Here is a 25,239-nt window from a genome sequence, read left to right as displayed (position 1 = left end):
GTGGATGTCCCCCTCCTCTATAGGTGGGGGTATCACAAACTTTCTCAGGAGGGGAGACAATCCCCTTCTGAGTTATACGCTCCGCGAGGGTGCAAAGCGCCAGTGGCGCTTGTTATGCACCGACCGCAGTGGAACGGAGATGCGCAGTGATTTTTAAACAGAATTATATCCTATTCTTGACTTTCTTTTCTCTTTCTTTTATGATTATATTGAATATAGGAATCGTTATTATTTTTATCTTTATGCAACAACTGCAACAAATCAACGAAACTTGACAACTAAATATGATTCAGCTCAGAGGGAAGGCTTTCCTCTGGGCGACATTCAAACCTCATAAAAGAAAGGGAGTTTTTTATGAAAGTACTGAAATACAGCCGTCAGCGCGAATCCATCAAAGCCTGTTTGATGGGAAGAAAGGATCACCCCACAGCAGATGCCGTTTATTCCAGCATCCGTGAGGAATTCCCGAATATCAGTCTCGGAACCGTTTACCGCAACTTGAATCTCTTAGTGGAACTTGGTGAGATCCAGAAGCTCACCTGTGGAGATGGAAAGGATCATTTTGATGCTGACACCTCTCCTCACTACCATTTTGTCTGCCACTCCTGCGGAGCTGTCCAGGACCTTGCGATGTCCCCGCTCTCCAACTTAGATGACATGGCAAATGCCGTTACGGACGGGAAAATTGACAGCCACACCGTATATTTTTACGGAACCTGCGGAGCCTGCCTGAAACAGAACATGCACTAAAAATTATTTGAGTTTTTTCTCAAATAGGCTTGACATTCTCAATAAGATATGGTATCTTAATATCAGTAATCATTACTGTTTTTGATTTGAGAACTTAAAGATCTGAATTTCCAATTCATTGACGAAATCAGCATCTTTCACAGTTCAGGATTCCAAACCTTTTGCGGAGCAACAGAATGATTGCCACAAAAATTTAATTTATTCATGATAGTAAGAGTCACAAAGTCACAAGAGTTAGTTGAAACGAATCAATAAAATTATTTTTATAGAAAAGGAGAATTGGGTTATGAAGAAATGGGTTTGTACGGTATGTGGTTATGTATACGAAGGCGAGAATGCACCGGAGTTCTGCCCGGTATGTAAAGCTCCTGCTTCCAAGTTCAAAGAGCAGAGCGGTGAGAAGACCTGGGCTGCTGAGCATGTAGTTGGCGTTGCTCAGGGTGTGAGCGAAGACATCCTGAAAGATCTGAGAGCAAACTTCGAGGGCGAGTGCTCTGAGGTTGGTATGTATCTGGCAATGGCAAGAGTTGCTCACAGAGAGGGCTATCCGGAGATCGGTCTGTACTATGAGAAGGCTGCATACGAGGAGGCTGAGCACGCTGCTAAGTTTGCAGAGCTGTTAGGCGAGGTTGTTACCGACAGCACCAAGAAGAACCTCCAGATGCGTGTTGACGCTGAGAACGGCGCAACCGAGGGTAAGGTAGATCTGGCTAAGCGCGCTAAGGCTGCTAATCTGGATGCAATCCATGACACCGTTCATGAGATGGCTCGTGACGAGGCTAGACACGGAAAGGCATTCGAGGGTCTGTTAAAGAGATACTTCGGCTAATTCCGATTTCGGATTATTTCGAATTATTCCTGATTTCACTTTCCCATTGAAACGATTTTTGCGGAGTCGTTTCAATGAGGATAAGTAATAAAAAAGGGGTGTCACATTAGCAAATATTTTTGCTGAGTGGCAACCCTTTTTTGCAGTAGTTTGAAGTGGTTATGCAGTAGTTCAGTAATCAACAAAAAGTAGACTCTTTTTAGTTTTTATCCATCAATTATTTTCGGTTTTGTTGAATCTTCCGTGCTACTCTCCAGACCAATCCACCCAAAAACGGACAATACAACATGGTAAATACCCGCCCTTTATCCCAAATATTACGCCCTGAAAGATATTTTTTTGCACTTCGGTGTTTTCGTGCCTTCCGGATCAATTCCTTCTGTAATTCTGATTCGCAATGTGCATTGTGCATCCGATAATAAATTCGGGCATATGCAATTAAAAGCAATCCCTCGGCAGAGTTTCGCAACGCTTCAGGTTCTTTTTCAACCATTTTTACAATTTTCTCCCACGCCAAAACTTCGGTATACTGCTTCATTGTGAAATCATGTCGATAAGAAGAGTCCTCACACTTGCGATAAAAATATAACTTTTCATTAATGTATGCAAATTTTTCCGCTTTCAAAAATGCCTGTAAAAAGAATATTGTATCTTCTCCAATATAAATTTCCGAATCAAAACGAATGTCCTTCAACAAATCTCTATGGTAAAGTGCTCTCCAACACTGACTGCACGTTGTTGCACCACCGTAAACATAATCTTGCTTTGTAACAATCTCTCTCCTAATTTTAGGTAATTCCCAAAACAACTCAAATGTAGGCTCAGCTGTTTCATCCACCTGTGCAAATTTACATACAGCCAATTTTGCATTTTCTTTATCCAATGCCCAGTACAACCCCTCCAGATATTGTTCTGCCACAAAATCATCTGAATCCACAAATGCAATATAATCTCCCTTCGCAATTTCCAGACCAAAATTACGCGCTGACGAAACCCCACCATTTTCTTTCCGGAATAACCGCACTCTTGTGTCTTTCTTATCATAGTCCTGCATAATCTCCCAGCTATTATCTAACGAACCATCATCTACCAAGATCAATTCAAAATTCTGATAGGTCTGCCTCAACAAACTGTCCAAGCACTGTTGCAAATATTGTTCTACATTATAAACTGGAATAATCACTGAAATTAGCGGTTTATTTTTCATTTTTCCTCCAACACATTGAAACGTCAGCATGCTTTTTATTTTTTCTTGTGAATTATAGAAAGAATGCGATTTTTCAAGGACTGGTACTCTGAATTTTTCCGATACACAATCACTATCACCACTACAAACAGAATTGTATAAAGCCCTCCATCTAAAATAAAGAATGCAACATTATCTACCGGAAAACGATATACCCAATACGTTGCGATACCAGAAATTACCACCGTCAGTACACACCGTTCCACATAATTCACAAAATACCTTTTAAGCTTTGGCTTCCAATTATCCTGAATACCATATTTCATCAAGATATAAGGTTCCATCCATGTACAAGTACTCAATGTGCTAATAACTGTCCCTCCAATGATACCTGCCACGCCATATTTCTGCACCAAAATCAACGAAACAACTAGGTTTATAACCGACTCTGCGATTGCCTTATACCGATCGTTCCAAAACAATCCCATTGCTTCTCGAAACATTAAATTTACTCTACGAAGTCCAGTGATAAAAAAACTCACAATGATGATGGTTACCGTCATCATTGTAAAGCAATACTGTTTTCCAAAAAAGATCGCAATGAATGGATTGATTAACATATACATTCCACCTGCACAATATGCCGTAATCACAAAGAATATAAAATCCATCTCCCGATAGATTTTATAAATTCGTTCTGGTTCTTCCAATGCACTCAAATTTCCAACACTTCCGGTAAACGCTGTACCCACCTTTTCGATAAGACGTTGAATATTGATCAATACAAGCCTATAATTGGAATACATACCTACTGTTGCTAAACCAATATAAGATGACATTAGCAGACTGTCCGTATTATTAACAATGACCGTCGCTAACTTATGAATGCTCATTGCGCCGATATTTTTCAGAATATCTTTTCGTTCGCTTTCTTCAGGTAATTCCTTACAAGTCTTGAGATACGGAAACTCTTTATCAGCTCTCCGCGAGATCAAGATATTTGGAATAAACTGTACAATAAATTGTACGACCAGATAAAGAATAAAACTCCCAGTCAGAACCAACACGAGAATTTGTATCAGAACACGCACAATTTCACAAATCATTCCATAAGTGGCACGAACATAACTTTTCTGATACGCCTGATAAATGGAATTTTTATAGTTTAACAAATATGAACTGGCTGAATTAGTAACATACAACAAATAAATCAGTTGAATATTTTTAATTTCTTTACTGCCATCTATCAGAATCGGAAGAAATGGCAGCAGGATTAGACCAAAGCTCAGAACCGCCACTGCAACCACGCGATACATCCATTTGTAAAGATTCATCAATCGACCAAGTTTTTTCTCATCATTTCGTGCTGCTGGTTCATATAAACTAAAGATCATTGCCGTACCGATTCCAAGTTCTGTAAAGTTTAAAATCCCCAGCACATCCGTAAACAGCCCATTGACACCTAAATATGACACTGAAAGATATCGGATAAAAATCATCCGACTAATAAAAGTCAATACTGCCGTCAGCAACTGTCCTCCAATATTTACAATTACATTAATTATGGTATATTTTGTACGCATGATAGTTTTCTTTCCTGCCTTTAACGCTTATACTTCCACGATTTAAAAAACTGATATTCTTTAGGAAACCATCGAAAGAAAAAACATTGTGCAAACAGGTTCAATGAAAAACCCGTTTCCTGCACAGTTTTTTGTCTTGCTTTTTCAAGTAGCCATTTCATTTTTTTGCTCTTTTCCGATCGGCGTTCTTCTTTTGATAACCCACAATAAACCACGCTTAAACTTTCAATAATAAATTTCACGCCATTTTCAAGCCTTTCTTTCTGTCCATTTCGAAGCAAACATTTCCAACAACCATAAGCCGCTTCCACCGCATCATAATTTTTTAAGGTTTTTTTCTGATTCATAATACTTCCAGAACGCTGACGATAACAATAAAATTGCTGGGGCAGATACACTGCTTTCTCTACACTTTCCAATATATCCGGCGCAATAAAGCTATCTTCATTAAGTCTACCTTCTGGATAACGTAAAGTTGCAAAAATATCCCGATGGTAAAGCTTATTCCACGCCACATGATAGCGTGTTTCGGTAATCCGGCTTATTGCTTTCTCTCGCGAAAGTACTGTCACCTGTGTTTTATTTTTTACAGCTTCTAGAGGTCGATCTTTTTCATCCACAAAAATAAAGTTACATATTGCAAGATTGGCACAATATTCTTGTATAGCCATATACATTTTCTCATACATTTCTGGTTCAATAAAATCGTCGCTATCTACAAATCCGATATACTGCCCGCATGCCATATCTAGTCCAACGTTTCGTGCGGCTGACAATCCAGCATTTTTCTGATGGATTACCACAATACGCTCATCCTGTTCTGCCATCGCATCACACATCGCCGAGCAATTATCCGGCGATCCGTCGTCAACCAGAATCACTTCAAAGTCCTGAAATGTCTGTGCCAAAATTGAATCGATACACTTCTGAAGATATTTTTCCACTTTGTAAACTGGTACAATGATACTTATCTTTGGAATATGTTTTGTCATCTCGTTAGATTCTACCTTTTCCCTTTTCCGCCTCTGAGCGAATCCGAATCGAAGTATTCAAAATCTCCATCACAGAAACCGGCTTATCCAAATACGCCTGAATGATTCCGCGCTCTCTCGCCTCAATCAACTCCTTCGTCACATGATCTGCCATCACAATCTTGATCAGATCCGGCTCCTGTCCCTGAATCGCCATACAGAAATCGAGTGCGCTCTGCCCCTCAACTTCCTGATCGACGACAAGAAGATCAAATGTCTGCTCCTCAAGTTTTTGTCTCGCCTGCATAAATGTCATGCTTCCGGTCAGGTCAGCATTCTGGCGATCGGCATCTCGCTTCAAAATCTGGAGAACTTTCGCATTGTCATCAATCACGAGAATCCGAATCTGAGCACTTCCTGCCTTTGCCTGTCCATCTCCGTTTTTCTGTGTAGGCATGGCGAGCTCTTCTTTCTGCTCATTGATCGGAAGCCAGATATGAAACGTACTTCCCTGCTCCGGCACACTCTCCGCCTGAATATAACCTTTATGAGAGCCGATGATCTGCTCCACGAGTGCAAGTCCCAGTCCCGTTCCCTTTCCGCCTTTCTTCGTCGTAAAGAATGGATCAAAGATCTGGCGAATCACCTCATCGCTCATTCCACATCCATTGTCGGAAATATCCACTTTCACATACCGCTCCCAGGTCTCCGGAATCTCATCCTTCACAATCTCCGTCAACGCTTCCCGATCCGCAACCCGCGCCGTGACACTGAGTTTTCCATCCTCCCGATGCCCGATCGCCTGAATCGCATTGACGCAGATATTTAAAATCACCTGATTCATCTGCGTCTCGTTGCAGAGAATGCAGACCTCTCCGACATCCAGATTTGTCTCGATCGTGACATTGTCCGGACAGACCGAAGTCACCATCTTGAGTGCCCGGCGCAAAACATGGTCGGCGCTCGCATTCTTGTAGACCGTCTCCATATTTTTACGGCTCAGAGAAGAAATCTGCTGAATGATCTCCTTCGCCTTAACCGATGCCTCATAAATCTCATACGCATTGCTGAAACTCTCCGAATCCTCCGGCAGATCCATCATCAAGAGATCCGCATATCCCATGATCGGAGTCAGCAAGTTGTTGAATTCATGCGCAATTCCTCCGGTCATCGTTCCCATGATCTGAAGACGTTGCTGGTGTGCGATTCTCTCCTCGCTCTGATGCATTTTTTCGAGAATTCCATTGAGCTCCGTCAGATAGGCAATCCGCTCCGAATCCTTCTTGCTCTGCATGAACATTCCACCGAGCACAATTCCCATCACAATCAGAATTCCAAAGAAAATGACGAAAATCGTGATCAGACGCACAACTCCGACTGCGACCGGAATATAGACCTCATCGTAGTCCATCACTGCACTCAGCACGAGAAAATCTTCCCCGATATACATCGGCGAATACGCACAGATTTTTCGCACGCGAGGCTGATTCGGTTCCATCCACCAGTAGGAATAGTAGTCGTCAACTCCCTCTTCTCCCCGGTTCTGCTTGTTTATAAGCTCCTGAAGACTGCTCAAATCAAGTCCGGGATAGAGTTTTTCTCTGTCCTGAATCGCATCGATTCCCCACTGTTCCCGCTCCGGGTGGAGCAAAATGACTCCCTTGGAATCCTTCAGAAGCACATATCCATTTTTGCCGACGCGAAGTCCCTCCATCATCGTCTCAAAATACCGCTCTGTGTTTAGAATCAGTGACAGTTTGCCCTTTTCCGGGATCTCTCTCTGAAGAATCAGTTCCATATTGCCATTTGTGAGCTTCGCCTGAATCAGCGTCTGATACTCATCGATCTGACTCTTCGAGTAAATCGTCTCGATCTCCGACCCGTGAACACTCTCGATCACATTTCCGTCAAGATCCTCTGCAACCACATCGACGACACGCCTCTCATGGGTGTCCACATATTCCTGTAAACAACTCCAGTCCGCAAAGTCTTTGTTTTGAGCCCCATTCTGGTTCTCTTGCAAATTCTCTTGCTGATCTTCTTGCTGATTTTCCTGTTGATCTTCTTGCGGGTCCTCTTTTTGGTTTTCTTTTGGGCTTTCTTCGGATCTTTCTTTCAGGTTCTCCTCCTGATCCCAGTTTTTCTCTGACAGGATGCATAATCCTTCAAGATCATCTACATAAGAAGCCATGAATTCTTCCATGCTGTCTCTAAGTCCCTGAACCGTCAGAAGCAGTTGCTTTTTCTGATTATCAATGATCGAATCCCGGTACTCATTCCAGCTCTGTTTTCCGATCAGGATCACCAGCAAAACTGCCACGCCAAACAGGAGCGCCGTAATTTTTTGGATACGGTTCTTTTGAGAGGTTTTCTCCTGATTCTGTCCCTCCTGATTCCTGATCTGTGCGTCTCGTTGATTTTTCTCGCTCTGCTTTTTTTCTCTCATTTTTTCTTTTCGTCTTTCCTCGCTTTTTCTATTTTTTTGTCTTCCTATTTTCTCGCATGCTCCTCCACTGCTTCACCTGTTGATTGGCAAAATCCGTTATCATTTGCGCAATGCAGAAACGGTAACACAAAATTTTTTGCCCCGGATCGTTTGCCCCATCTCATATTGACTCACTTCTTTGTTAATATTATAATATTTCTTACAAAATGTCCAAACGTTCTCAATCAAACTCGTTACCGTTCATGCGCTTCACAAACTGCAACGAATTTCGTGTACAGGAAGCAACTCTTCCATTATGGTCTGCACAACGCGTGAACGGAAACGATCGGAAAATCGGAAACAAAAAGAAGGGATTTCTATGAACGATAAAGTACTGATTGTCGACGATGATCCGGCAATCTGCAAACTGCTTGAAAAAGTCATGCACAGCAACGATCTCGACACCGACGTTGCCGACTGTGGTGCCTCCGCCCTCGCCCTGCTCGCAAGAAACAGCGGTAGTTACGCACTGGTTCTTCTCGATGTCATGCTCGGAGATATGGAGGGATTTGAGGTCATCAAACAGATGCGCAGTCAGGGAATCAAGACTCCTGTTATCATTGTCAGCGGGCGCAGTGAGGACTACGACTCTCTCTACGGACTCTCGATCGGTGCCGATGACTATATCACCAAACCATTTCGCCCTCTCGTGCTCGGTGCAAAAGTCAAAGCCCTGATCCGGCGCAACAAAGACCTCATTTTAAACCACTCCGATGTGCTTGAATGTGGTCCATTTTCCTACCACTCTTCCACGATGCGTTTCTATCGAAACGGAGAGGAATTGATTCTCTCTGCGCGGGAAAGTGCAATCCTTTTGCTCTTTCTGCGCCACCCCAATCAGGTCTTCACAAAGGAAATGATTTACGAGCAGGTCTGGGGGAACTCTGTCATTGTGGATGACAATGCGATCATGGTCTATATCAACCGTCTGCGCAGTAAGATCGAGGACGACAAACAGAAACCCCGCCACATCGTGACCGTGCGCGGACTCGGTTACCGTTTTGTTCCGTAAATTCCACAACGCATGTGCACGTTCCATAACAAACCACATGCAAGATGCAAGGTATCAAAGCCGGTAGGAGAACGAATCGCCTTTTTATTCGAGAGCTTCACGCAGAATCTTTCCGCCCTGAATCACAATCGTCGGCAGGAGGGCAAACAGAAACAGAGCCATCGTCTGTCTTGCGCTCAAATCTGCAGTCTCAAACAGAGGCTGTAAGCTCGGCAGAAACAATACGGCTCCGAGAAGTGCGGTTCCGGCAACCAGCGCAAGCACCGTCCACAAGTTGCTGAATATTCCGATCCGGCACAGCGAATGACGGCTTCGACAGTTAAACCCGTGAAAGAGCCGGGCAAGAGTCAGGGAAGCAAACGCCATTGTACTTGCGGTTGTCGCATCATCGTGAAGCCCGACCGCATATGCCATCATCGTACTGCACGCGATGAGTCCTCCCTGAAACAGAATCTCAAGTGCAAGTTTTCGCGTGACAATGCTCTCCCTTGGATTTCGAGGTGGGAGATCGAGAAGTCCCTCCTCCTGTGCCTCCATTCCAATCGCAATCGCCGGAAGCGAATCCGTCACCAGATTGATAAAGAGCAGGTGAACCGGTTCAAACGGGACAGGCAGGGCAAAAATTGATGTATACAATACACAGAGAATCCCCGCCATGTTTCCCGACAGCAGAAATTCAATCGCATGACGGATATTTCGGTAGACATTTCTCCCGTTCGCCACCGCCTTCACAATCGTCGCGAAATTATCATCCGTCAGAATCATCGACGCTGCATCCCGCGATACCTGCGTTCCGCCATTTCCCATCGCAATTCCGATATCTGCCATCCGAAGTGCGGGCGCATCATTGACCCCGTCCCCCGTCATCGCCACAACCTTTCCCCGCTCCTGCCACGCCCTCACAATCCGAATCTTATGTTCCGGCGACACCCGCGCATAGACGGAAATCCTCTCAAGTTTCTCCCTCAGTTCTTCCTGCGTCATCCGGTCAAGTTCTGCTCCCGTTACGGTTTGATCGTTTCGGTTATGATCTCTGATTCCGACTTTCTCTGCGATCGCCTCCGCCGTTCCCCTGTGATCCCCCGTAATCATGATTGTCCGGATGCCTGCCCGCTTTGCAGTCGCAACCGCCATCTGGGATTCCGAGCGCGGAGGGTCCAAAAACGCAATCATCCCGAGAAAGATCAGATTTTGCTCCCATTCCTCCCTTTCTTCGGTTTCCATGCGCTTGCTCTGCTTTCCAAATGCACGCTCTGATCGATCGGATCTATTTATATATCGATATCTTGATCGATATCTTGATCCATCTCTTTCGATCACCTTGCTCTCACGAAACGCAAATGCCAGAACGCGAAACCCATTTTTCGCCCACCTTGCCGTCTCCTGCGCAATCCGCCTTCTCCATCCGGCATCCATCGCCCGAATTCCTGTCGAGGTCTGAATCTCTGTGCAGAATTCGATCACCACCTCCCACGCCCCTTTTACAATCAAAAGTTCCGCTCCACTCGGACAGCGGTGCAGAGTCGTCATCCGCTTTCGCCTCGAATCGAACGGAATCTCATCCATGCGCGGGTATTCCCCCTGCAATTTTTCCACGTCCATTCCCGCTTGCCTTGCATTCTCCAAAAGTGCCCTCTCCATCGGATCTCCGACTTCCCCGTGTCCATCGTTATTTAAAACGGAGGCAAAAAGAAGCGCCCTCTCATTTGGATTTTTCTTCTCCCTGGCTTCCTGTCCTCCCTCTCCAATCTTCGTACATCTTCCACCGCTCCAAATCTCTTCTACATGCATCTGGTTGCGCGTCAGCGTTCCCGTCTTATCCGAACAGATCACAGAGACACAGCCAAGGCTCTCCACCGCTTTCAAATCCTTGATGATCGCATGTTCCTTTGCCATCTGCTGTGTCCCCATCGCCTGCACAATCGTGACAATCGAGCCAAGCGCCTCCGGAATCGCGGCGACGGCAAGCGCCACTGCAAACATCAGCGCCTCGAGAACCGGCATCCTGCGATACAGACTCAAGCCAAAGATCAGTGCACAGATCAGCATAATTCCCCCCGCCAAACGACTCCCGAAGCGTTCCATCGAAAGTTCGAGCGGAGTTTCCTTCTCCTGCGTCTCATTCATCATTCCGGCAATCTTTCCGATCTCCGTCTTCATTCCGGTCGCCGTCACAACTGCGATTCCCCGCCCTGCCGTCACAAGCGATCCCGAAAATACCATATTGTTCTGATCTCCGATCCCGATTGAGCCCCCTGCCGAGTGATCTGCGTCCCTATTTTCCGAAATACCGGACGAAATGACCTGCTCCTGCTTGCAGGCACTCTCCGCCTCGCCGGTCAATGCACTCTCATTCACACGAAGACCATGCGACTCCAAAATTCGACCGTCTGCTGAGACCAGATCGCCCGCAAATAAAATCAACAGATCCCCCGGCACGACAGCACGGGATGGAATCTCGATGACAACTCCGTCCCTCAGGACATGGGCGGACGGTGCAGACATTGCTCTCAAACTCTCCAAGGACTTCCTCGCCTTTTCGTGCTGAACCGTTCCCAGGACTGCATTCAGAATCAGCACTGCACCGATCACTGCGGTGCTCTCAAAATCACCTGACAGCGCAGAAATCATCCCCGCTCCGAGAAGAATCCACACGAGCAGATCCGCAAACTGCTCGACAAACACCTGCCATGCCTTCTTCTCCCTCTGCCCGCTCAGACAGTTCTCTCCGATCTCTGCAAGGCGTTTCTCCGCCTCTTTCCTGCTCAGTCCACGCTCTGATACATGAAATTGTCTGCACACTTCCTTCCCCGAACATCGATACCATTCACCCATCCTGCACGCCATCCCTTTCCTTCTCGGTTCAGACTGTTACATCATATGACGCAAAAAAAGCCTGCATGCGGAATCATTTTAGACTCTCGCATCAGACTTTTCTAAGTGTTTAAGATTTAAATTTTTAAAATCTGAAAAATAACGTTTTCGGTGACTATACCAGAGTGTATTCCAGCATCTCATAGTGGAGACGGCTTCCCTCCATAATTCCATCCGGAAGCAGAGCGCGCGCCACAAGTTTGAGTTCTTCCTCCTGCGCATCCGTTCTTCTCAGATGTGCATAATCTCCATCAATCTGCTCTACTACATACTCACGCGGTTCCATCGTTCGTTGCCCTCCTTTTATTCTTCTGTGCGAAACGCTTTCTCCTCCGGTGTCAGTAAGCCCCACTTGCCCTCATAGACAAAGTGATACAGGCGCACGAGTTCCTGATATGCGGAGGTATTCTCAAGCTCTTTTAAGCCCTCCAAAACCCCTTCAAGGTACCAGCGATGACACTCCGGTCTCGTCTCATGGAAGCGTTGCCAGAGGTTCTCGCCCTCCACCATATAATCGCGCGCAGTCGAACGCATATTGCTTAGCTTATCCCCAAGCGTAAGAATCTTTGTCTCCAACGACGCCGTCTTCAAGCGCTCAATCGTCGCTCCCTTTCGCTCTTTCCAAGTCAACGCCTTATTCTCGCTCTCCGACTCTACCAGGCTCCTCACCCTCGGTCCAAAAGCCTCCTCCAGCTCTTCAGGAGTCACTTCCGTGTCTTCCAGCACATCATGCAGATATGCCGCTGAGATCACTTCCTCATCCGTGGTCAAAAGCGCCACAATCAACGCCACCTCCATCGGATGATAGATATAAGGAACTTTGCTTCCCTTTCTCATCACACCTTCATGTGCCTTTGTCGCAAATTCCGCCGCTCTCTCGATCATCGTACTTCCTTTCACACCGGTCAGCCCGCCCTGACACGCCCCTGTTTTCTTTTATGAATAATAATTTTAATTTTTTCTTTTGCGCTCATTGCATTATTCGAGTCGACACTCATTATATCATACACTCGCAAACTCGTGCTCACGCACTCATCTGCCTGCTAACGCAGGCGGTTTGCTCGTTAATGGCGCAAGAAAAGCAAATGCCTGCTTCGCAGTCGCTTGCTTTTCTTTTGCGCTCATTATATCATACCTGATTGTGACTGAAAAGGACGATCGTAAGAAAATCTTTTCTTGTAAAAGCCCTGTTTTTCTGTTATGCTTATGTGCAGAAATCAAGGCGTCAGCCTGGAAATAAGGAGTGTTCTATGGGATCATATCAGAATCAATCCAGTCGGCAGTCCAGCCATACCCGGAGAAGATCCGATGGGTTTCGGCATGTACTGCTTTTTTATGTTCTTCCGTTTCTGATTTTTAACGGAATTCTTTTTTACTGTGTGACAGCTGCACCAAAACTTACGATTGAAGTCGCAGACACACAGGATTATCTGACCACTCAGGTTCGGGTTCGGGTTACCTCCCTGTTCCCGGTGAAATCTCTTGAGGTAACACTCGATGGAACTCCACTTGAAATGACGGAGGAATCCAAACGTTCCTATGTCGTTACCGTCAACAAAAATGGTTCTGTGGAAGCTGACATCACAAACATCAATGGAATGTTCGGACAGTTTTTCGACCATGTCAACGTTCTCGACGATGTTCCGCCGACCTTCGACTCTCCAAAGTTTGACAACGACATTCTGACTCTGAATGTCAACGACAGCCAGTCCGGTGTCAACTTTGATTCAATCAAGGCAGTAAACGCTGACGGTCAGTCGATTGAACCCCTTGTCTTTGATCGTTCCTCCGGCATCATCTCCTACAAGGTTGGAAGTAACGGAATCCAGATCACGGCTCTGGACAAGGCAGGAAATGAAATTCAGCGCAGTTATGTGATTCACAAAAACGGAATGGCAGAGTCCTTAGAATGTTCAGAAGGTCCGCTTCACCAGATCGGCGAGGGTGAGACCGAAACGATTCTTCCTGGACAGACCGATCAGAATGACGCTGTGATCTCCGATTCAGAGGAGACAGAGTCCTCAACATCCAGCAGTGAACTTTCCATCACAGACACAGACAAAACAACTATGGAATCTTCGAGCGAGGAGGAATCTGAGGACGGTCTCGTTCTCGATCTCCAGTAAGAGTAAGATTAAAATCCTTTATCGTTGGGATGATTTCAAGAAATTAAAAAGCTGTCCATCCGGGTCTCTGCACAGGCAACACAAGGCAGAGAACCCGAATGGGACAGCTTTTGTTTTACTCATTTTATTTTACTTATTTTGTTTTGGGCATTATTTTTTATATATTCTTTTTAATTTAATGCTCACGTTTTCTCTAAATCTTTTTCTGGCTCGTCTTCCTGCTCATTCTCCGGCACACGGCTGTACTGCTCCGCCATCTGTCTGCACCGCTCAAGAATCTCGTCCGTCAGATCCTCCGACTTCATTCTCCAACGCCAGTTCTTTCCGAGTGTAGACGGCTCATTGATTCTCGCACGATTTCCAAGTCCGAGATAATCCTGAACCGGAATCACGGCAAGGCGCGCTGTGCTTGAGAGTGCAAGACGAATGTAGTCCCAGTGGATCTCTCCCTGAGGAGTCCTCTCATTTCCAAGATAATTCACTGCAAATTTCTTTGTCTCTGGACTCAACTCGTGGTACCATCCCTGAAGCGTCATATTGTCATGCGTTCCTGTATACACCACACAGTTCTTCTCATAGTGATGTGGCAGGTACTGATTTCCCGGACCTCCGTCGAAGGCAAATTCCAGAACCTTCATTCCAGGGAATCCCGTTTTCTCTACAAGTTTAAACACAGATGGAGTCAAAAATCCAAGATCCTCGGCAATGATATCAAGGGTTCCAAAACGCTCCTTCATCTTCTTGAAAAGATCGTATCCCGGACCGTCCTCCCAGTGACCAAACTCCGCCGTCTTTGATCCTGCCGGAATTGAATAGTAGGCATCAAACCCACGGAAATGATCGACACGAACAACATCATAGAGTTCAAAGCTGTACTCCATGCGATCCATCCACCACGAATATCCCGTCTTCTTGTGATAATCCCAACGATAGAGCGGATTACCCCAGAGCTGTCCGGTTGCAGAAAAAGCATCCGGCGGGCATCCCGCAACTGCGGTCGGGCGACAGTCCTCATCGAACTGGAAAAGTTCCGGATGTGCCCAGCTGTCTGCACTGTCCGCCGCTACATAGATCGGAATATCTCCAATAATGCGGATTCCGTGCTCATTTGCATAAGTCTTGAGTGCTTTCCACTGCTTTTCAAAGAGCATCTGCTGGAACTCATAGAATGCAATCTCTTCCCTCAGCTCTTTTTTATAATGCTTGAGCGCATCTTCCTTGCGGGTGCGGATATCCTTATCCCACTCGCTGAAACTCTTTCCTCCGAACTGATTCTTCAGTGCCATATAGAAACAGTAATCTCTCGTCTCGGCACGGAGCTGTTTCTTTAAGTATTTCCGGATCTCTTTCTCATCCATCCCTGCGTTCTTCTGCTGTTCCACCCAGCGCAAAAACGCCTTCTTCAGAAGCGGGAATCGATTTTCATAAATCTTTCCATAATCGATATCGCGGTCATCATTTCCAAAGTCTGCCGTCTGGCACTCCTCTTCAGTCAGCAGACCATCCTCAATCAACTGCTCCAGGTCAATAAAGTAGGGATTTCCTGCGAACGCTCCAAACGCCTGATACGGTGAATCCCCATAGCCCGTCGGACCCAACGGCAAGATCTGCCAGTACTGCTGTCCCGCCTTCACGAGTTTATCGACAAACTCATAGGCTTCTTTCGAAAATGCTCCGATTCCATACTTTGACGGAAGGCTCGCTACCGGAAGCAGCATGCCACATCCTCTCTTTTCCATACACGTTCCTCTTTTCTCCCCCAGGCAAGCTCAACAATCACCTAGTTTTTATTATTTATTATTCGATTACTTTCTTTTCCACCGCTGGATTTCCTGCAATGACCGTATTCTCACGGTATCTACCCTTTACAACACTGCCAGCTCCAACAACGCAATTATCTCCTATCACGCTATCTTTTAATATCGTAACATTAGCTCCAATCCAAACATTTTTCCCAATCGTGATTGATCCGACTTTAAAATTGCCCTTTCTGTCGCTTGACCTATAATCGTGATCATGATCAAATATTGCGCAATTAGGTCCAATGTTTGTATCGTCTCCAATAGAAATCTTACCACGGCAGGTCAATGTACAATTATTATTAAAGGAGACATTGCGACCGATCTCTAAAACACTGCCTTTTCTGACTCTCAAATTACACCTGTTTTTCAAAATCAATCCTTCAATTTTATACTGAGCCCCCTCATCACACTCAATTTGTGAAGAAAGTGGTAACGCTCTGGTTTGAAATTTGCAGTAATTTCCATGCTTATTCAAGCTACACCGTACCCACTCTATATAAACATATTGTAAAAGTCGACTCATTTTCATTATAATTATAGCCTCCTCATATGATTTTTCAGGAGTAAACATTTTAGATTGATTATATCGTATTTGCTACTCTTATTGCAACAATATTATAGTTTTGAGTGAACCAAAAAGATTGTGAATTCTCTTAAATCCGGATATAATAAATATAAGCTATTAAATTTAAAAGGAGCTTTTTATACAAATGAGTCCAATCAATCCATTAAAACTTCTTCAGTTAAAATCCGCCTGGGAACGTTTTAAATCCAATCATCCACGTTTCCCGCTCTTTCTCTCCGCAGTCAGCAAACGTGGAATCAAGGAAGGAACCGTAATCGAATTCAAGGTGACAACACCGGAGGGCGAAGAGCTCGTCTCCAACATCAAGATCAAGCAGAGCGACATCGCACTCTTTCACGAGATCACAAATATGTTCCGGTGAATTTAAATTACCCATTACCCGGTTATTGAATGGCAAAACAGAAAAGGGACGAGGCAGAACACGATTCTGTCTCATCCCTTTTGTCTTTTCAACTTTTACCTTCAATGTTAATTCAATCTCTGACCACATTTCGGGCAGAACTGATAATCTTCCTCTGTCTCAAATCCGCAGGAAGGACAACGATGCATCCGGTGCGGTGCATACTCATCCGGACTGTGCGGAATGATATTCTCCGGAAGAGAAGTCACCTCTCCACGCTCAATCTGGCGTCCAAGCTCTGCATCAATCTCCGCAGATGCCCCACAACACGTTGTCTTCACAAAGTACCGGCGTCCCCACTTGAAAATCGGAATAAAGAACAGGCTCAGATACGAATAGATCATATAAACTTCCAAATGACCATATTGTCCGCAATGACTGCACACAATCGTCTGGTCAAAATTCAGCTTCTTCTCTCCCTGGCTGATTCCCATGATAAAAAACATCCGGACAGCCCCCTTTAACCGAGCACAAGCAGACGTGCAACTGCCATCGGATTATCCTCCGGAAATGCCTGCACACAGACTGCAATGTCGCGCACATAGGAAGCCTCGACTCCGAGACGCTCTGCAATCTCCTCCGCAGACATCCCCTGTGCCGTAAACTCCATCGTCTGACGAACCTGCTCTGCCACGCGGGAAAGCTCTGCGCCAAGCTGATCATCCTTTCCGAAAGTCTCTTTCTCACTGCCATCCGGTTCTTCTGCCTCGATAAAATCCTCCAGATTCAGAGTCTTCTCCGGACCATCCTGCTGATAGTACTCCTCTGAGAGCTCCCAGTCTCCCTCAGTAAGATTCTTTTTGTTTTCTTCCATTGTCATTTGCTTTTCTCCTTTTTCACCACATTCTGTGATGATCTTTTCATTCTGTACAAATTCTGTATCACTTCTGCATAAAAATAAAAGCTGTATCAGGCTATCTGAAATCCAATTAATTCCTGTTTTTCTCTTGCGCTCATTATAGCTTAGAAAAGGAGAAAAAGCAATCAAACACCACTATGCTTCCATCTGGCGTCCCAAAAATCCTGCTGCCGTCGTGACGAGACGAAGCTCCGCATCCCCAAATTTTGCCCGGGCATCCCGACTCATCAGGATCACCGCTCCGATCGCATCTCCTTCACAGATGATCGGCGCGATCGCCTGTGCCGTAACCCCCTCAATATCCTCATCCGCCACCGGAATCATTGCCCGCCCTCCAACTCCTGCGAGAAATGTCTCCCTCTCATTGACTGCCTCCTCCAACTGCGAACTGATCGTTTTTTGAAGAAGTTCCTTCTTAGGGCCACCCGCCACTGCAATCACCTGATCTCGATCTGCGATACAGACTGTCATTCCCGTCGACTGCGCCATCGACTCCGCATACTGCCCTGCAAATGCTGTCAACTCCATCATTGGAGAATACTTCTTTAAGATTACTTCGCCCTCTCTGTCCGTAAAGATCTCCAACGGGGTTCCCTCCCTCAGACGAAGTGTTCTCCGGATTTCCTTGGGAATCACCACGCGTCCAAGATCATCTGATTGTGTCAATCAGGTGCAAAAAATTTTTGTGAAGCCCCGAAAAGCATTGAAATATAAGGATTCTTCAGCTTTCGGAGCCTTCACACCCGTCCTACTCATTGAGTCATTTTAGGACAAAAATCGACATTTTATTCAAAGATGTGAGCCAGTCGTTTTCAACTGGCTCTTTGTTATGCTGTTGCAAACAGATCATTGAATTTCCAGACGATTTCGATGTTCTGATTGTCTGTGACATTGATACGCTCAACCGCATCATACATCAGTTCTTTCAGAGCTTCGTCATTCATGGAACTTGTACGCTCAATGATTGCCTGTTCCTTCTTTGTCTGATTTTCTTTTTCGAGAAAATCTTCATACGCAGCTTCTGCTTCCGCAATCTGAACTTTTAATTCTTCCATACGTTTTTCACGCTCAGAACGGAGAGCAATAAAATCCTCCTTTGTTATGCGACCCTCACGATAGTCCAAGTAGCTTTGAACCTTCTGGGTATCCCCACTTTCCAATTCGCTTGTAAGAGCCTTCAAACGTTGTCTAAGCAATGTTCCTTCGGAAATGGTATCCTGGGTATTGCCGACAGATTCGACCGTCATAACGGCAATTTGAGCCTTTAACGAAGCCAAAACAACTTCCTCAATATCCGTCCTGTCCCATCTAACTGATTTGCACAGTTCTTCATTCGTGTCCCAATACGGAGTTACACAATAGAAGTGAATATCTGTGCCAAAAGTTCTTTGGAGCTTACGACCGCAATGGGCGCAATAGAATGGAAAGAAGTTCTCGGCTTTCTTCTTAATATGGGGTTTTACCTTACGCAGAGCTGCCTGTGCTGCTTCAAATTCCTCTGTTGTCACAATGGCTTCGTGGGCATTCTCATGATAAATCCAGCCTTCCTTTGGAACTCTGCGCTGGGACTTCGCACGGATCACCATGCTCTCACGAGTGTGATTCACCATGCAACCGGTGTACTTGATATTCTTCAACATATCCAATATTCGGTTATGTGTCCATAATGCTTTTGAAGGACTATCTTTTCTTCTGGCAACACCTTTATACTGTTGCGGAGTAGGGATGCCCTCGGCATTCAACTCTCTGGCAACCTGACTGGTGGATTTACCTGTGATAACATCGGTAAAAATCCTGCGTACAATCGGTGCCGTTTCGGGGTCAATAATCATCTGATGCTTGTTTTTCGGAGAAACCTTGTAGCCATAAGTACAGCAGGTGATATAGCCACCATTACGCTGTTTTGTTCTCATAGCCGACTTGACCTTTTTGGAGAGGTCTTTGCTGTAATAATCGTAAATCAGGTTACGAAAGGCAATGTCCATACCTGCGGTATTGCCAAGATACTTTTCACTGTCATAATGGTCGTTAATGGAAATCATTCTGACACCAAGGAACGGAAAAATGTGTTCCAGGTAATCACCTACTTCCAGATAGTCACGACCAAAACGGGAAAGGTCTTTGACAATCACGATATGGATTTCACCGGCACGGATAAGGTCAATCATTCTCTGAAAGTCCGGTCGCTCAAAGTTCGTGCCACTAAAGCCGTCGTCGCAGAACTCCATCTGTGGCAGATTAGAAAGGTAAGGGTTTTGTTCGATATGTCGCTGGATCAGCTGACGCTGTGCAACAATACTGTTACTTTCATCCTTTGCCTTGTTGGTTCTCTTGTCCACATCTTCCAGAGAAAGACGGAGATAGATGCCAATGCTCTTTTTCATATTACGCAACCTCCTTTCTGAGAATGTCGATAGTATCGAAGATAGCCTTGAACTCATCCATGTGGTTGAACTCAATACTCAGGGAGCTATCTTTGTTCATCTTCATAGAAACAATCATTGCATCCACCATTTCGGCAGTAACTTCGGTGGCATGATGATATTTCTTTACAAGTTCAGCCCATTTCTTTTCACCACGAAGCTGTTCTTCAAATCTGTTCGTGGTTCCCTCAAGCTCTGCCAACTGCTTTTCCAAGCGTTCGATTTCACCCAGAATAACTTCACGGGTCTGTGCGTAGTCCTCATCAGAGATAAGTCCCTCACGCAAATCTCGGTAAAGACCTCCAAACAAACCTTTTTTATGGTCGAGCTTCTTTTGCAAAGATTTGATTTCATCTTTCTGCCCGTTTTGCTTTGCCATAGCTTTCTTCATAGCCAGCAGCTGATGCAGACTGTCCTGCATATCTACAAACAGGTCAAGTTGTGCCTGAATGGTAGAAAGAACAGCTTCATCCAAGTCTGCTTTACGCATCTTTTTTGCATTGCAAGCTCTTGTGCCATGCTCAGCATAGGTCGGACACTTAAAGGTGAAGTACACCTTGTCTTTCTTTGTGCTGAAAGAACGGACAAGTTTCATTACGGAGCCACAGTCAGCACAGGTGAATTTCTTCCCATAGATGTTTACAGCTTTCGGTAAGTGGTCGTATTTACCACTGTTTGCTTTTGACTTTTCTGCGGCAGCACTGTTGATAGCCTGGACCTTATCGAACAGTTCCTGCTCAATAATAGGTTCATGGGTATTCTCAACGATGATCCAGTCCTGTTCCTCTGTACGGTGGAAGGAGATACCGGCATACAAGCATTGAGAAGCCTTTCTCTGAGCCAAATGACCCAGATAAGTAATATCCTTCAGAATCTCAGTAATCATGTGCTTGTTCCAGAGGATAACACGGTCTTTTTGATTGTTGTTCGTAACAATGCCACGGTTCGCTTTGTACTGTCCCGGAGAGAGAACACCGCTGTCATTGAGCTTCTTGTTGATACCCATATAGCTCATACCTTCGCTACGCCACAGAAAAATCTGCTTTACGACAGGTGCAGTCTCAGGGTTAATAATCAGCTGATTCTTATTGTTTGGGTCTTTAATGTATCCGTACTTTTCCCATGCGCCAATAAAGTCGCCGTTTTCCATCTTGCTTCTCAGGGCAGAAGATACCTTGCGAGAAATGTCCTTGGCATAGTAATCATTGATGATATTGGAAAGGGATACAGACAGCTGACCACTTGCTTCTACAGTATCTGTATCAAAACCATCATTGATAGCAATAAAACGGATACCGAAGAACGGACAGATTTTTTCAAGAAACTCACCGGTCTCGATGTAGTTACGTCCAAGTCGGGAAAGGTCTTTTACTACGATGCAGTCAATCTCTTTTGCCTGAACTGCTTCCATCAGCTTCTGCCATTCAGGACGGTCAAAGTCCGTTCCCGTGTAGCCATTGTCAACAAATGTTCCTGCCAGTTGCAGATACGGACGATTGCTTACATACTCATTGAGCAATGCCAGCTGATTTTCGATAGAATCAGAGCTATTCAGATTATCTTCACGAGAAAGACGAGCGTAGATAGCAGTCTTGTGAACGACAGTAAACTGTTCCGCAGCAGCGGTCTGACTGGCTAATGCCTGTTGACGGCGCTTTGACGGTCTTGCCATTTAGCTCACCTCCCTTATGAACGAAATCACCTTCTTTGCGTCGGCTTTCGCTTTTTCTTCCTCCAGGAACTCCATAATCGCCTGGAACTGATCTGCGTTATTCAGAACAACATGAACCTGCTTATCCTCGGTAATCTCAATTCTATCAATGAAATTGACTACGACTCTGCGGTTCAATTCCTGAATATTTTCGTATTCTCTGAACTGTGCAAGCCAGCTCTGCTGTTCCGTGAGACCGGAACTGATTTGATTTTTATTACCTACCAGACGGGCAATAGCTTCTTTGGCTTCCTGAATGTTCTTGTCGAACTCAGCCTTAAAAATAAAGTATTCCTCACGAGTAATCATTTCTGTCTTGAAGTCCTCGTACACATGAGCTTTCATCTGCTTGTTGTGTTCGATAACTTCTTCCTGTCTGGCAATTTTTGAAGCGATACGCTCCATTTCACGGCGCTCCCAAGAGATACCGTTCAATTTCCCAAGGGCAATTTCCAAGTTTAAGGCAAGAGAAACCTGTGCCTGAATGACCGCAAGAGCAGCATCGTAAACAACCTGTTCCTTTACGGTGTGTGCATCACATACCTTGCGATCTACCTTATTGGCATTGCAAACGAAGTACACATACTCCTTGCCTGCGGACTTGGTTTTCTTTCTGGTCATGGTACTCTGGCAATCAGCACAGAACACCTTACCTGAAAACAGATGCACAGAATTATCGCCCGAAGGACTTCTTGTGTCCTCAAGCATGAGCTTCTGAACCATATCGAAAACGGAAGGAGAGATAATCGCATCATGTGCGTTCTCCGTTCTCATCCAATCCGCTTCATCTTTTGTTGTTCTGCTTTTGATTTTATGGTTTGGAGTCGTTGTCTTTCCCTGAACCAGAGTGCCGGTGTACATCTCATTTTTCAAAATACGATAAATCGCTTTTGCGCCCCAATCGGTCTGAATCTGTTTCTTGAAACCAGACTGGTATTTGGAACCACTCTGTCTCTTATATTCATAAGGAGACGGAACACCGTCTTTATTCAGCTTGTCTGCAATCTGTGCAGGACTGAAGCCATCCATCTTCATGCTGAAAATGCTCTGGATGACCGGAGCAACAGTCTGGTCGATGACCAGTTTGTTTTTATCATTGTCAGATCTACGGTAGCCGTAGACTACATGGCTTCCAACAAATTCGCCATTTCTTCTCTTGGTCTCCAAATTGGAACGAATCTTGATGGAAATATCCCTGCTATAAGAGTCGTTAATCAGGTTTTTGAACGGAAGAATGATTTCGTTGCCTACCTGCTGAGACTGTGCAGAGTCGTAGTTGTCGTTGATGGCAATAAAACGGATGCCCAGGGACGGAAAAATCTTCTCGATATATCTGCCGGAATCAATGTAGTCACGACCAAAACGAGAAAGGTCTTTGACAATGATGCAGTTGATTTTTCCTGTTTTGACCTGTTCCATCATTCGCTGAAAGTCAGGACGGTCAAAATTAGCACCTGTATAACCATCATCGCAGAACTCCTGAACCAAAGTGATCTCAGGGTTTCTGCTCAAATAATCTTCAATCAGCTTTCGCTGGTTAGCGATACTGTTGCTTTCTTTCTTCTCGCCAGAAGAAAGGTCACCATCTTCCTTCGATAAACGCAGGTAGATGGCGGCATAGTAAATCTTATCAATACTTTTTTGCATAGTGTGCCACTCCTGTTTGTTAATCGTCCGAAGCTGAAAAAACAAACCGGAGTTTTCGCATGATTTTGTCCAAGGCTATGTTACCATAGCGGACTGCGAAAATCCAGTTTGTCACCGCATTAGTATCTCGCCAATTTCTGCCAACGGATTTATCCGTTACATAGAAGCAATCATGTTGATGAAGTTGTCAGTAATCGTATTCTGCGTATTTGCAAACGACACTCTCACAACCGTGTTGCCTACTTTGAACTGGTAAGGATTTTTAATCTGCTCGATAAAGGATTTGATTCTTTCCTCACTCGGCAAAGAGCGATCAATTTTCACATCTCGAATATCCACCAGCTGTTCAGCTGCTGTAGATTTTGTCGCTTCACTTCTTGTCATCTGCAATCACCACCTTCGTTTATCATTCTTGCCAAAATCTCCCTGAGCTATTCATGGAACCTCATCGGCAAAAGTATAGGCAGCCCAACAAAGGTAGGTCTGCCCATAGTTTTCACTGACGAGAGGATGTATTCAAATCCAGACTGACAAGCAACGCTCTATTGATACCGAACATTTCCTGTCGGGTAACTCTACCCAAATATCTTTCAATTCGCTGCTTATCAATGGTTCTGATTTGCTCCAACAACACCATAGAAGGTTTGCTGAGAGCCGGGTTATCTCTAATCAGAAAATGGGTTGGCTGTTTTGTCTTTTTTCTGGTTCTGGCTGTGACAGTTGCCACAACCAGAGTAGGGGCGTGCCGATTGCCGGTGTTGTTCTGAATAACAACAACCGGGCGAACACCACCTTGTTCAGAACCGCAGAACGGAGACAAGTCAGCCAAATATATATCGCCACGGCGGTATTCCCAATTTATATTCATCACCTGTTAGCCCTCCTTTCATCGTCTTATGTAAGAGGGGCAGCGACTGCCCCTTCATGTTTACTATGTCGTTCCCATATTTGTCCTCGACACCCCTGGGAGACAGAATACTGTCTGGGAAATCATCAGACGGTCAGCTGCTAACCGACTCCATAGGAATCTAACCTCCCCGTGGTTCTCACCGGGCTACCCCCATTGCGTGATCCCCGTTCCCTGAAAAGAGAAAAGGGGCTGTGGCTGGGCAGAAGTATCATTGTGCCTGTTGCTTTCATTGCCGTATCGGGAGCAACCCGATATTTACGAGCCGATAGTTCTCGCTCTTGCTACAGGAAGGACATACAAAAGTAACGTAGGTGACTCTATCTCCTAAGTAGCAGATCATTGCGTATCGCTGATGTAGCTGATGCTCTCGCACCGACAACAGGAATGTATCTGATGAATGACTATTTAATTTTCAAGGAACAATCAGCCGTTTTCTTTGGCTGTATCTAAATTGTACTGGTTTTGGATTTGGCTTTTTATGGACAATTAGTGCAAGTCGGGCTTTGCAACTAACACAATTCGTGCAAGTCAGAGGATAATCTCTTTGAGTTCTTTGAATTTCTGCTCTAACTCTGCAATTTTTTGTTCAGCTTGATTTTTATAAACCATATCTTCGTGTTTGGATGGTTCTGTCATTGGCTCAATCCCTAAAGCCAAATAATCCAGCGTCGTATTAAAAAAAGCTTTCATCTCCACAAGAAGATCAATCGACGCTGCTCTGGAGCCGCTCTCTACCTTTGCCAGCAGGCTGTAACTAATACTCAACTTTTCTGCGAGTTGCTCTTGTGTCAGCCCTTCCTTCTTTCGCAAATTAGCAATTCTCTTTCCGCTTTCCTTCTGGTCGTAATACATACCGTTTCCTCCTTAGCGGCATAAAAAAAGAGCCGGAGTAAATTACTCCAAGCTCTCGTTCATGCCTTTGTGTTAATATGAAGGAAGATAGACAGGTATAAAAAAAGCCCCGTACCCATTACAGGCACGAGGCGTAACTCTCTCTATTCAATTTTATGCCGCTATCTCCCAGCATAGCCATTTTAACACTGGACAAGTCGGACTTTCAGTAGGGAAACCGTCGTATTTTCATC

Annotated in this window: 23 protein-coding genes; 5 read left to right on the top strand and 18 right to left on the bottom strand. The window is 45.1% G+C overall.

Annotated elements, in window-relative coordinates:
* Positions 1 to 354: 354 nt before the first annotated feature.
* Together ACR0QT_RS13305 and ACR0QT_RS13300 are read left to right on the top strand one after the other, a co-directional pair.
* On the top strand, positions 355 to 750 hold the full coding sequence (locus ACR0QT_RS13305; protein ID WP_432631188.1) for a Fur family transcriptional regulator: 396 nt from the start codon (positions 355 to 357) through the stop codon (positions 748 to 750).
* Between the two features lie 286 nt (positions 751 to 1,036).
* Complete coding sequence (locus ACR0QT_RS13300) at positions 1,037 to 1,579, top strand: NADH peroxidase (RefSeq protein WP_177978211.1); 543 nt, start codon at positions 1,037 to 1,039, stop codon at positions 1,577 to 1,579.
* 217 nt (positions 1,580 to 1,796) lie between these two features.
* Here the strand turns inward: ACR0QT_RS13300 and ACR0QT_RS13295 are convergent, their stop codons facing one another.
* Genes ACR0QT_RS13295 through ACR0QT_RS13280 form a run of 4 tightly spaced genes read right to left on the bottom strand, consistent with a single transcriptional unit; the run spans position 1,797 to position 7,765 of the window.
* Positions 1,797 to 2,786, bottom strand: a complete 990-nt coding sequence (locus ACR0QT_RS13295) for a glycosyltransferase family 2 protein (RefSeq protein WP_432631187.1) — start codon at positions 2,784 to 2,786, stop codon at positions 1,797 to 1,799.
* A gap of 35 nt (positions 2,787 to 2,821) precedes the next feature.
* The gene (locus tag ACR0QT_RS13290; protein WP_432631186.1) at positions 2,822 to 4,348 is read right to left on the bottom strand and encodes a lipopolysaccharide biosynthesis protein; all 1,527 of its coding nucleotides are present in this window, start codon (positions 4,346 to 4,348) and stop codon (positions 2,822 to 2,824) included.
* Between the two features lie 20 nt (positions 4,349 to 4,368).
* Positions 4,369 to 5,340, bottom strand: coding sequence for a glycosyltransferase family 2 protein (locus tag ACR0QT_RS13285; protein ID WP_432631185.1), 972 nt, complete (start codon positions 5,338 to 5,340; stop codon positions 4,369 to 4,371).
* Positions 5,341 to 5,344: 4 nt separating this feature from the next.
* Positions 5,345 to 7,765, bottom strand: coding sequence for an ATP-binding protein (locus ACR0QT_RS13280; protein WP_432631184.1), 2,421 nt, complete (start codon positions 7,763 to 7,765; stop codon positions 5,345 to 5,347).
* Positions 7,766 to 8,123: 358 nt separating this feature from the next.
* On the opposite strand from ACR0QT_RS13280, the gene ACR0QT_RS13275 reads away from it, so the two are divergent.
* Positions 8,124 to 8,816: a response regulator transcription factor gene (locus ACR0QT_RS13275; RefSeq protein WP_432631183.1), complete on the top strand. Its 693-nt coding sequence runs from the start codon at positions 8,124 to 8,126 to the stop codon at positions 8,814 to 8,816.
* Positions 8,817 to 8,900: 84 nt separating this feature from the next.
* Here the strand turns inward: ACR0QT_RS13275 and ACR0QT_RS13270 are convergent, their stop codons facing one another.
* From ACR0QT_RS13270 to ACR0QT_RS13260, 3 genes are all read right to left on the bottom strand, one after another.
* The gene (locus ACR0QT_RS13270; RefSeq protein WP_432631182.1) at positions 8,901 to 11,651 is read right to left on the bottom strand and encodes a cation-translocating P-type ATPase; all 2,751 of its coding nucleotides are present in this window, start codon (positions 11,649 to 11,651) and stop codon (positions 8,901 to 8,903) included.
* Between the two features lie 154 nt (positions 11,652 to 11,805).
* Complete coding sequence (locus ACR0QT_RS13265) at positions 11,806 to 11,976, bottom strand: chorismate--pyruvate lyase (RefSeq protein ID WP_432631181.1); 171 nt, start codon at positions 11,974 to 11,976, stop codon at positions 11,806 to 11,808.
* A 17-nt stretch (positions 11,977 to 11,993) separates the two neighbouring features.
* On the bottom strand, positions 11,994 to 12,575 hold the full coding sequence (locus tag ACR0QT_RS13260; protein ID WP_432631180.1) for an HD domain-containing protein: 582 nt from the start codon (positions 12,573 to 12,575) through the stop codon (positions 11,994 to 11,996).
* A 365-nt stretch (positions 12,576 to 12,940) separates the two neighbouring features.
* On the opposite strand from ACR0QT_RS13260, the gene ACR0QT_RS13255 reads away from it, so the two are divergent.
* Positions 12,941 to 13,816, top strand: coding sequence for a hypothetical protein (locus tag ACR0QT_RS13255; RefSeq protein ID WP_432631179.1), 876 nt, complete (start codon positions 12,941 to 12,943; stop codon positions 13,814 to 13,816).
* Between the two features lie 182 nt (positions 13,817 to 13,998).
* Here the strand turns inward: ACR0QT_RS13255 and malQ are convergent, their stop codons facing one another.
* Entirely contained in the window at positions 13,999 to 15,555 is a 1,557-nt protein-coding gene (gene malQ / locus ACR0QT_RS13250; protein WP_432631178.1) for a 4-alpha-glucanotransferase, read from the bottom strand.
* Between the two features lie 58 nt (positions 15,556 to 15,613).
* On the bottom strand, positions 15,614 to 16,147 hold the full coding sequence (locus ACR0QT_RS13245; RefSeq protein ID WP_432631177.1) for an acyltransferase: 534 nt from the start codon (positions 16,145 to 16,147) through the stop codon (positions 15,614 to 15,616).
* A 181-nt stretch (positions 16,148 to 16,328) separates the two neighbouring features.
* On the opposite strand from ACR0QT_RS13245, the gene ACR0QT_RS13240 reads away from it, so the two are divergent.
* Complete coding sequence (locus tag ACR0QT_RS13240) at positions 16,329 to 16,565, top strand: hypothetical protein (RefSeq protein WP_177978202.1); 237 nt, start codon at positions 16,329 to 16,331, stop codon at positions 16,563 to 16,565.
* A gap of 107 nt (positions 16,566 to 16,672) precedes the next feature.
* Here ACR0QT_RS13240 and ACR0QT_RS13235 read toward each other — a convergent pair whose 3' ends face one another.
* The 9 genes from ACR0QT_RS13235 to ACR0QT_RS13195 all read right to left on the bottom strand — a co-directional run bounded on the left by ACR0QT_RS13235 (position 16,673) and on the right by ACR0QT_RS13195 (position 25,006).
* Positions 16,673 to 17,050: a zinc ribbon domain-containing protein gene (locus ACR0QT_RS13235; protein ID WP_432631176.1), complete on the bottom strand. Its 378-nt coding sequence runs from the start codon at positions 17,048 to 17,050 to the stop codon at positions 16,673 to 16,675.
* A gap of 14 nt (positions 17,051 to 17,064) precedes the next feature.
* Positions 17,065 to 17,424, bottom strand: coding sequence for a helix-turn-helix domain-containing protein (locus ACR0QT_RS13230; protein WP_432631175.1), 360 nt, complete (start codon positions 17,422 to 17,424; stop codon positions 17,065 to 17,067).
* A gap of 174 nt (positions 17,425 to 17,598) precedes the next feature.
* Complete coding sequence (locus tag ACR0QT_RS13225) at positions 17,599 to 18,129, bottom strand: stage V sporulation T C-terminal domain-containing protein (RefSeq protein WP_432631174.1); 531 nt, start codon at positions 18,127 to 18,129, stop codon at positions 17,599 to 17,601.
* Between the two features lie 161 nt (positions 18,130 to 18,290).
* Positions 18,291 to 19,847, bottom strand: coding sequence for a recombinase family protein (locus tag ACR0QT_RS13220; RefSeq protein WP_432631173.1), 1,557 nt, complete (start codon positions 19,845 to 19,847; stop codon positions 18,291 to 18,293).
* A 1-nt stretch (position 19,848) separates the two neighbouring features.
* Positions 19,849 to 21,558 carry a recombinase family protein gene (locus ACR0QT_RS13215; protein ID WP_432631172.1) on the bottom strand — a complete coding sequence of 570 codons (1,710 nt, stop codon included), beginning with the start codon at positions 21,556 to 21,558 and terminating at the stop codon, positions 19,849 to 19,851.
* Positions 21,559 to 23,244: a recombinase family protein gene (locus ACR0QT_RS13210; RefSeq protein WP_432631171.1), complete on the bottom strand. Its 1,686-nt coding sequence runs from the start codon at positions 23,242 to 23,244 to the stop codon at positions 21,559 to 21,561.
* A 156-nt stretch (positions 23,245 to 23,400) separates the two neighbouring features.
* Entirely contained in the window at positions 23,401 to 23,628 is a 228-nt protein-coding gene (locus tag ACR0QT_RS13205) for a DUF6870 family protein (protein WP_118629745.1), read from the bottom strand.
* A 112-nt stretch (positions 23,629 to 23,740) separates the two neighbouring features.
* Positions 23,741 to 24,112 carry a type II toxin-antitoxin system PemK/MazF family toxin gene (locus ACR0QT_RS13200; protein ID WP_432631170.1) on the bottom strand — a complete coding sequence of 124 codons (372 nt, stop codon included), beginning with the start codon at positions 24,110 to 24,112 and terminating at the stop codon, positions 23,741 to 23,743.
* Between the two features lie 570 nt (positions 24,113 to 24,682).
* Complete coding sequence (locus ACR0QT_RS13195) at positions 24,683 to 25,006, bottom strand: helix-turn-helix domain-containing protein (RefSeq protein ID WP_432631169.1); 324 nt, start codon at positions 25,004 to 25,006, stop codon at positions 24,683 to 24,685.
* Between the last annotated feature and the right edge of the window lie 233 nt (positions 25,007 to 25,239).

The sequence above is a fragment of the Brotaphodocola sp. genome, assembly GCF_050873365.1.
In the GTDB taxonomy this organism is placed as follows: Bacteria; Bacillota; Clostridia; order Lachnospirales; family Lachnospiraceae; genus Brotaphodocola.
The sequence above is the reverse complement of the archived record's forward strand: the minus strand, read 5'-3'. Positions and strand labels throughout refer to the sequence as shown.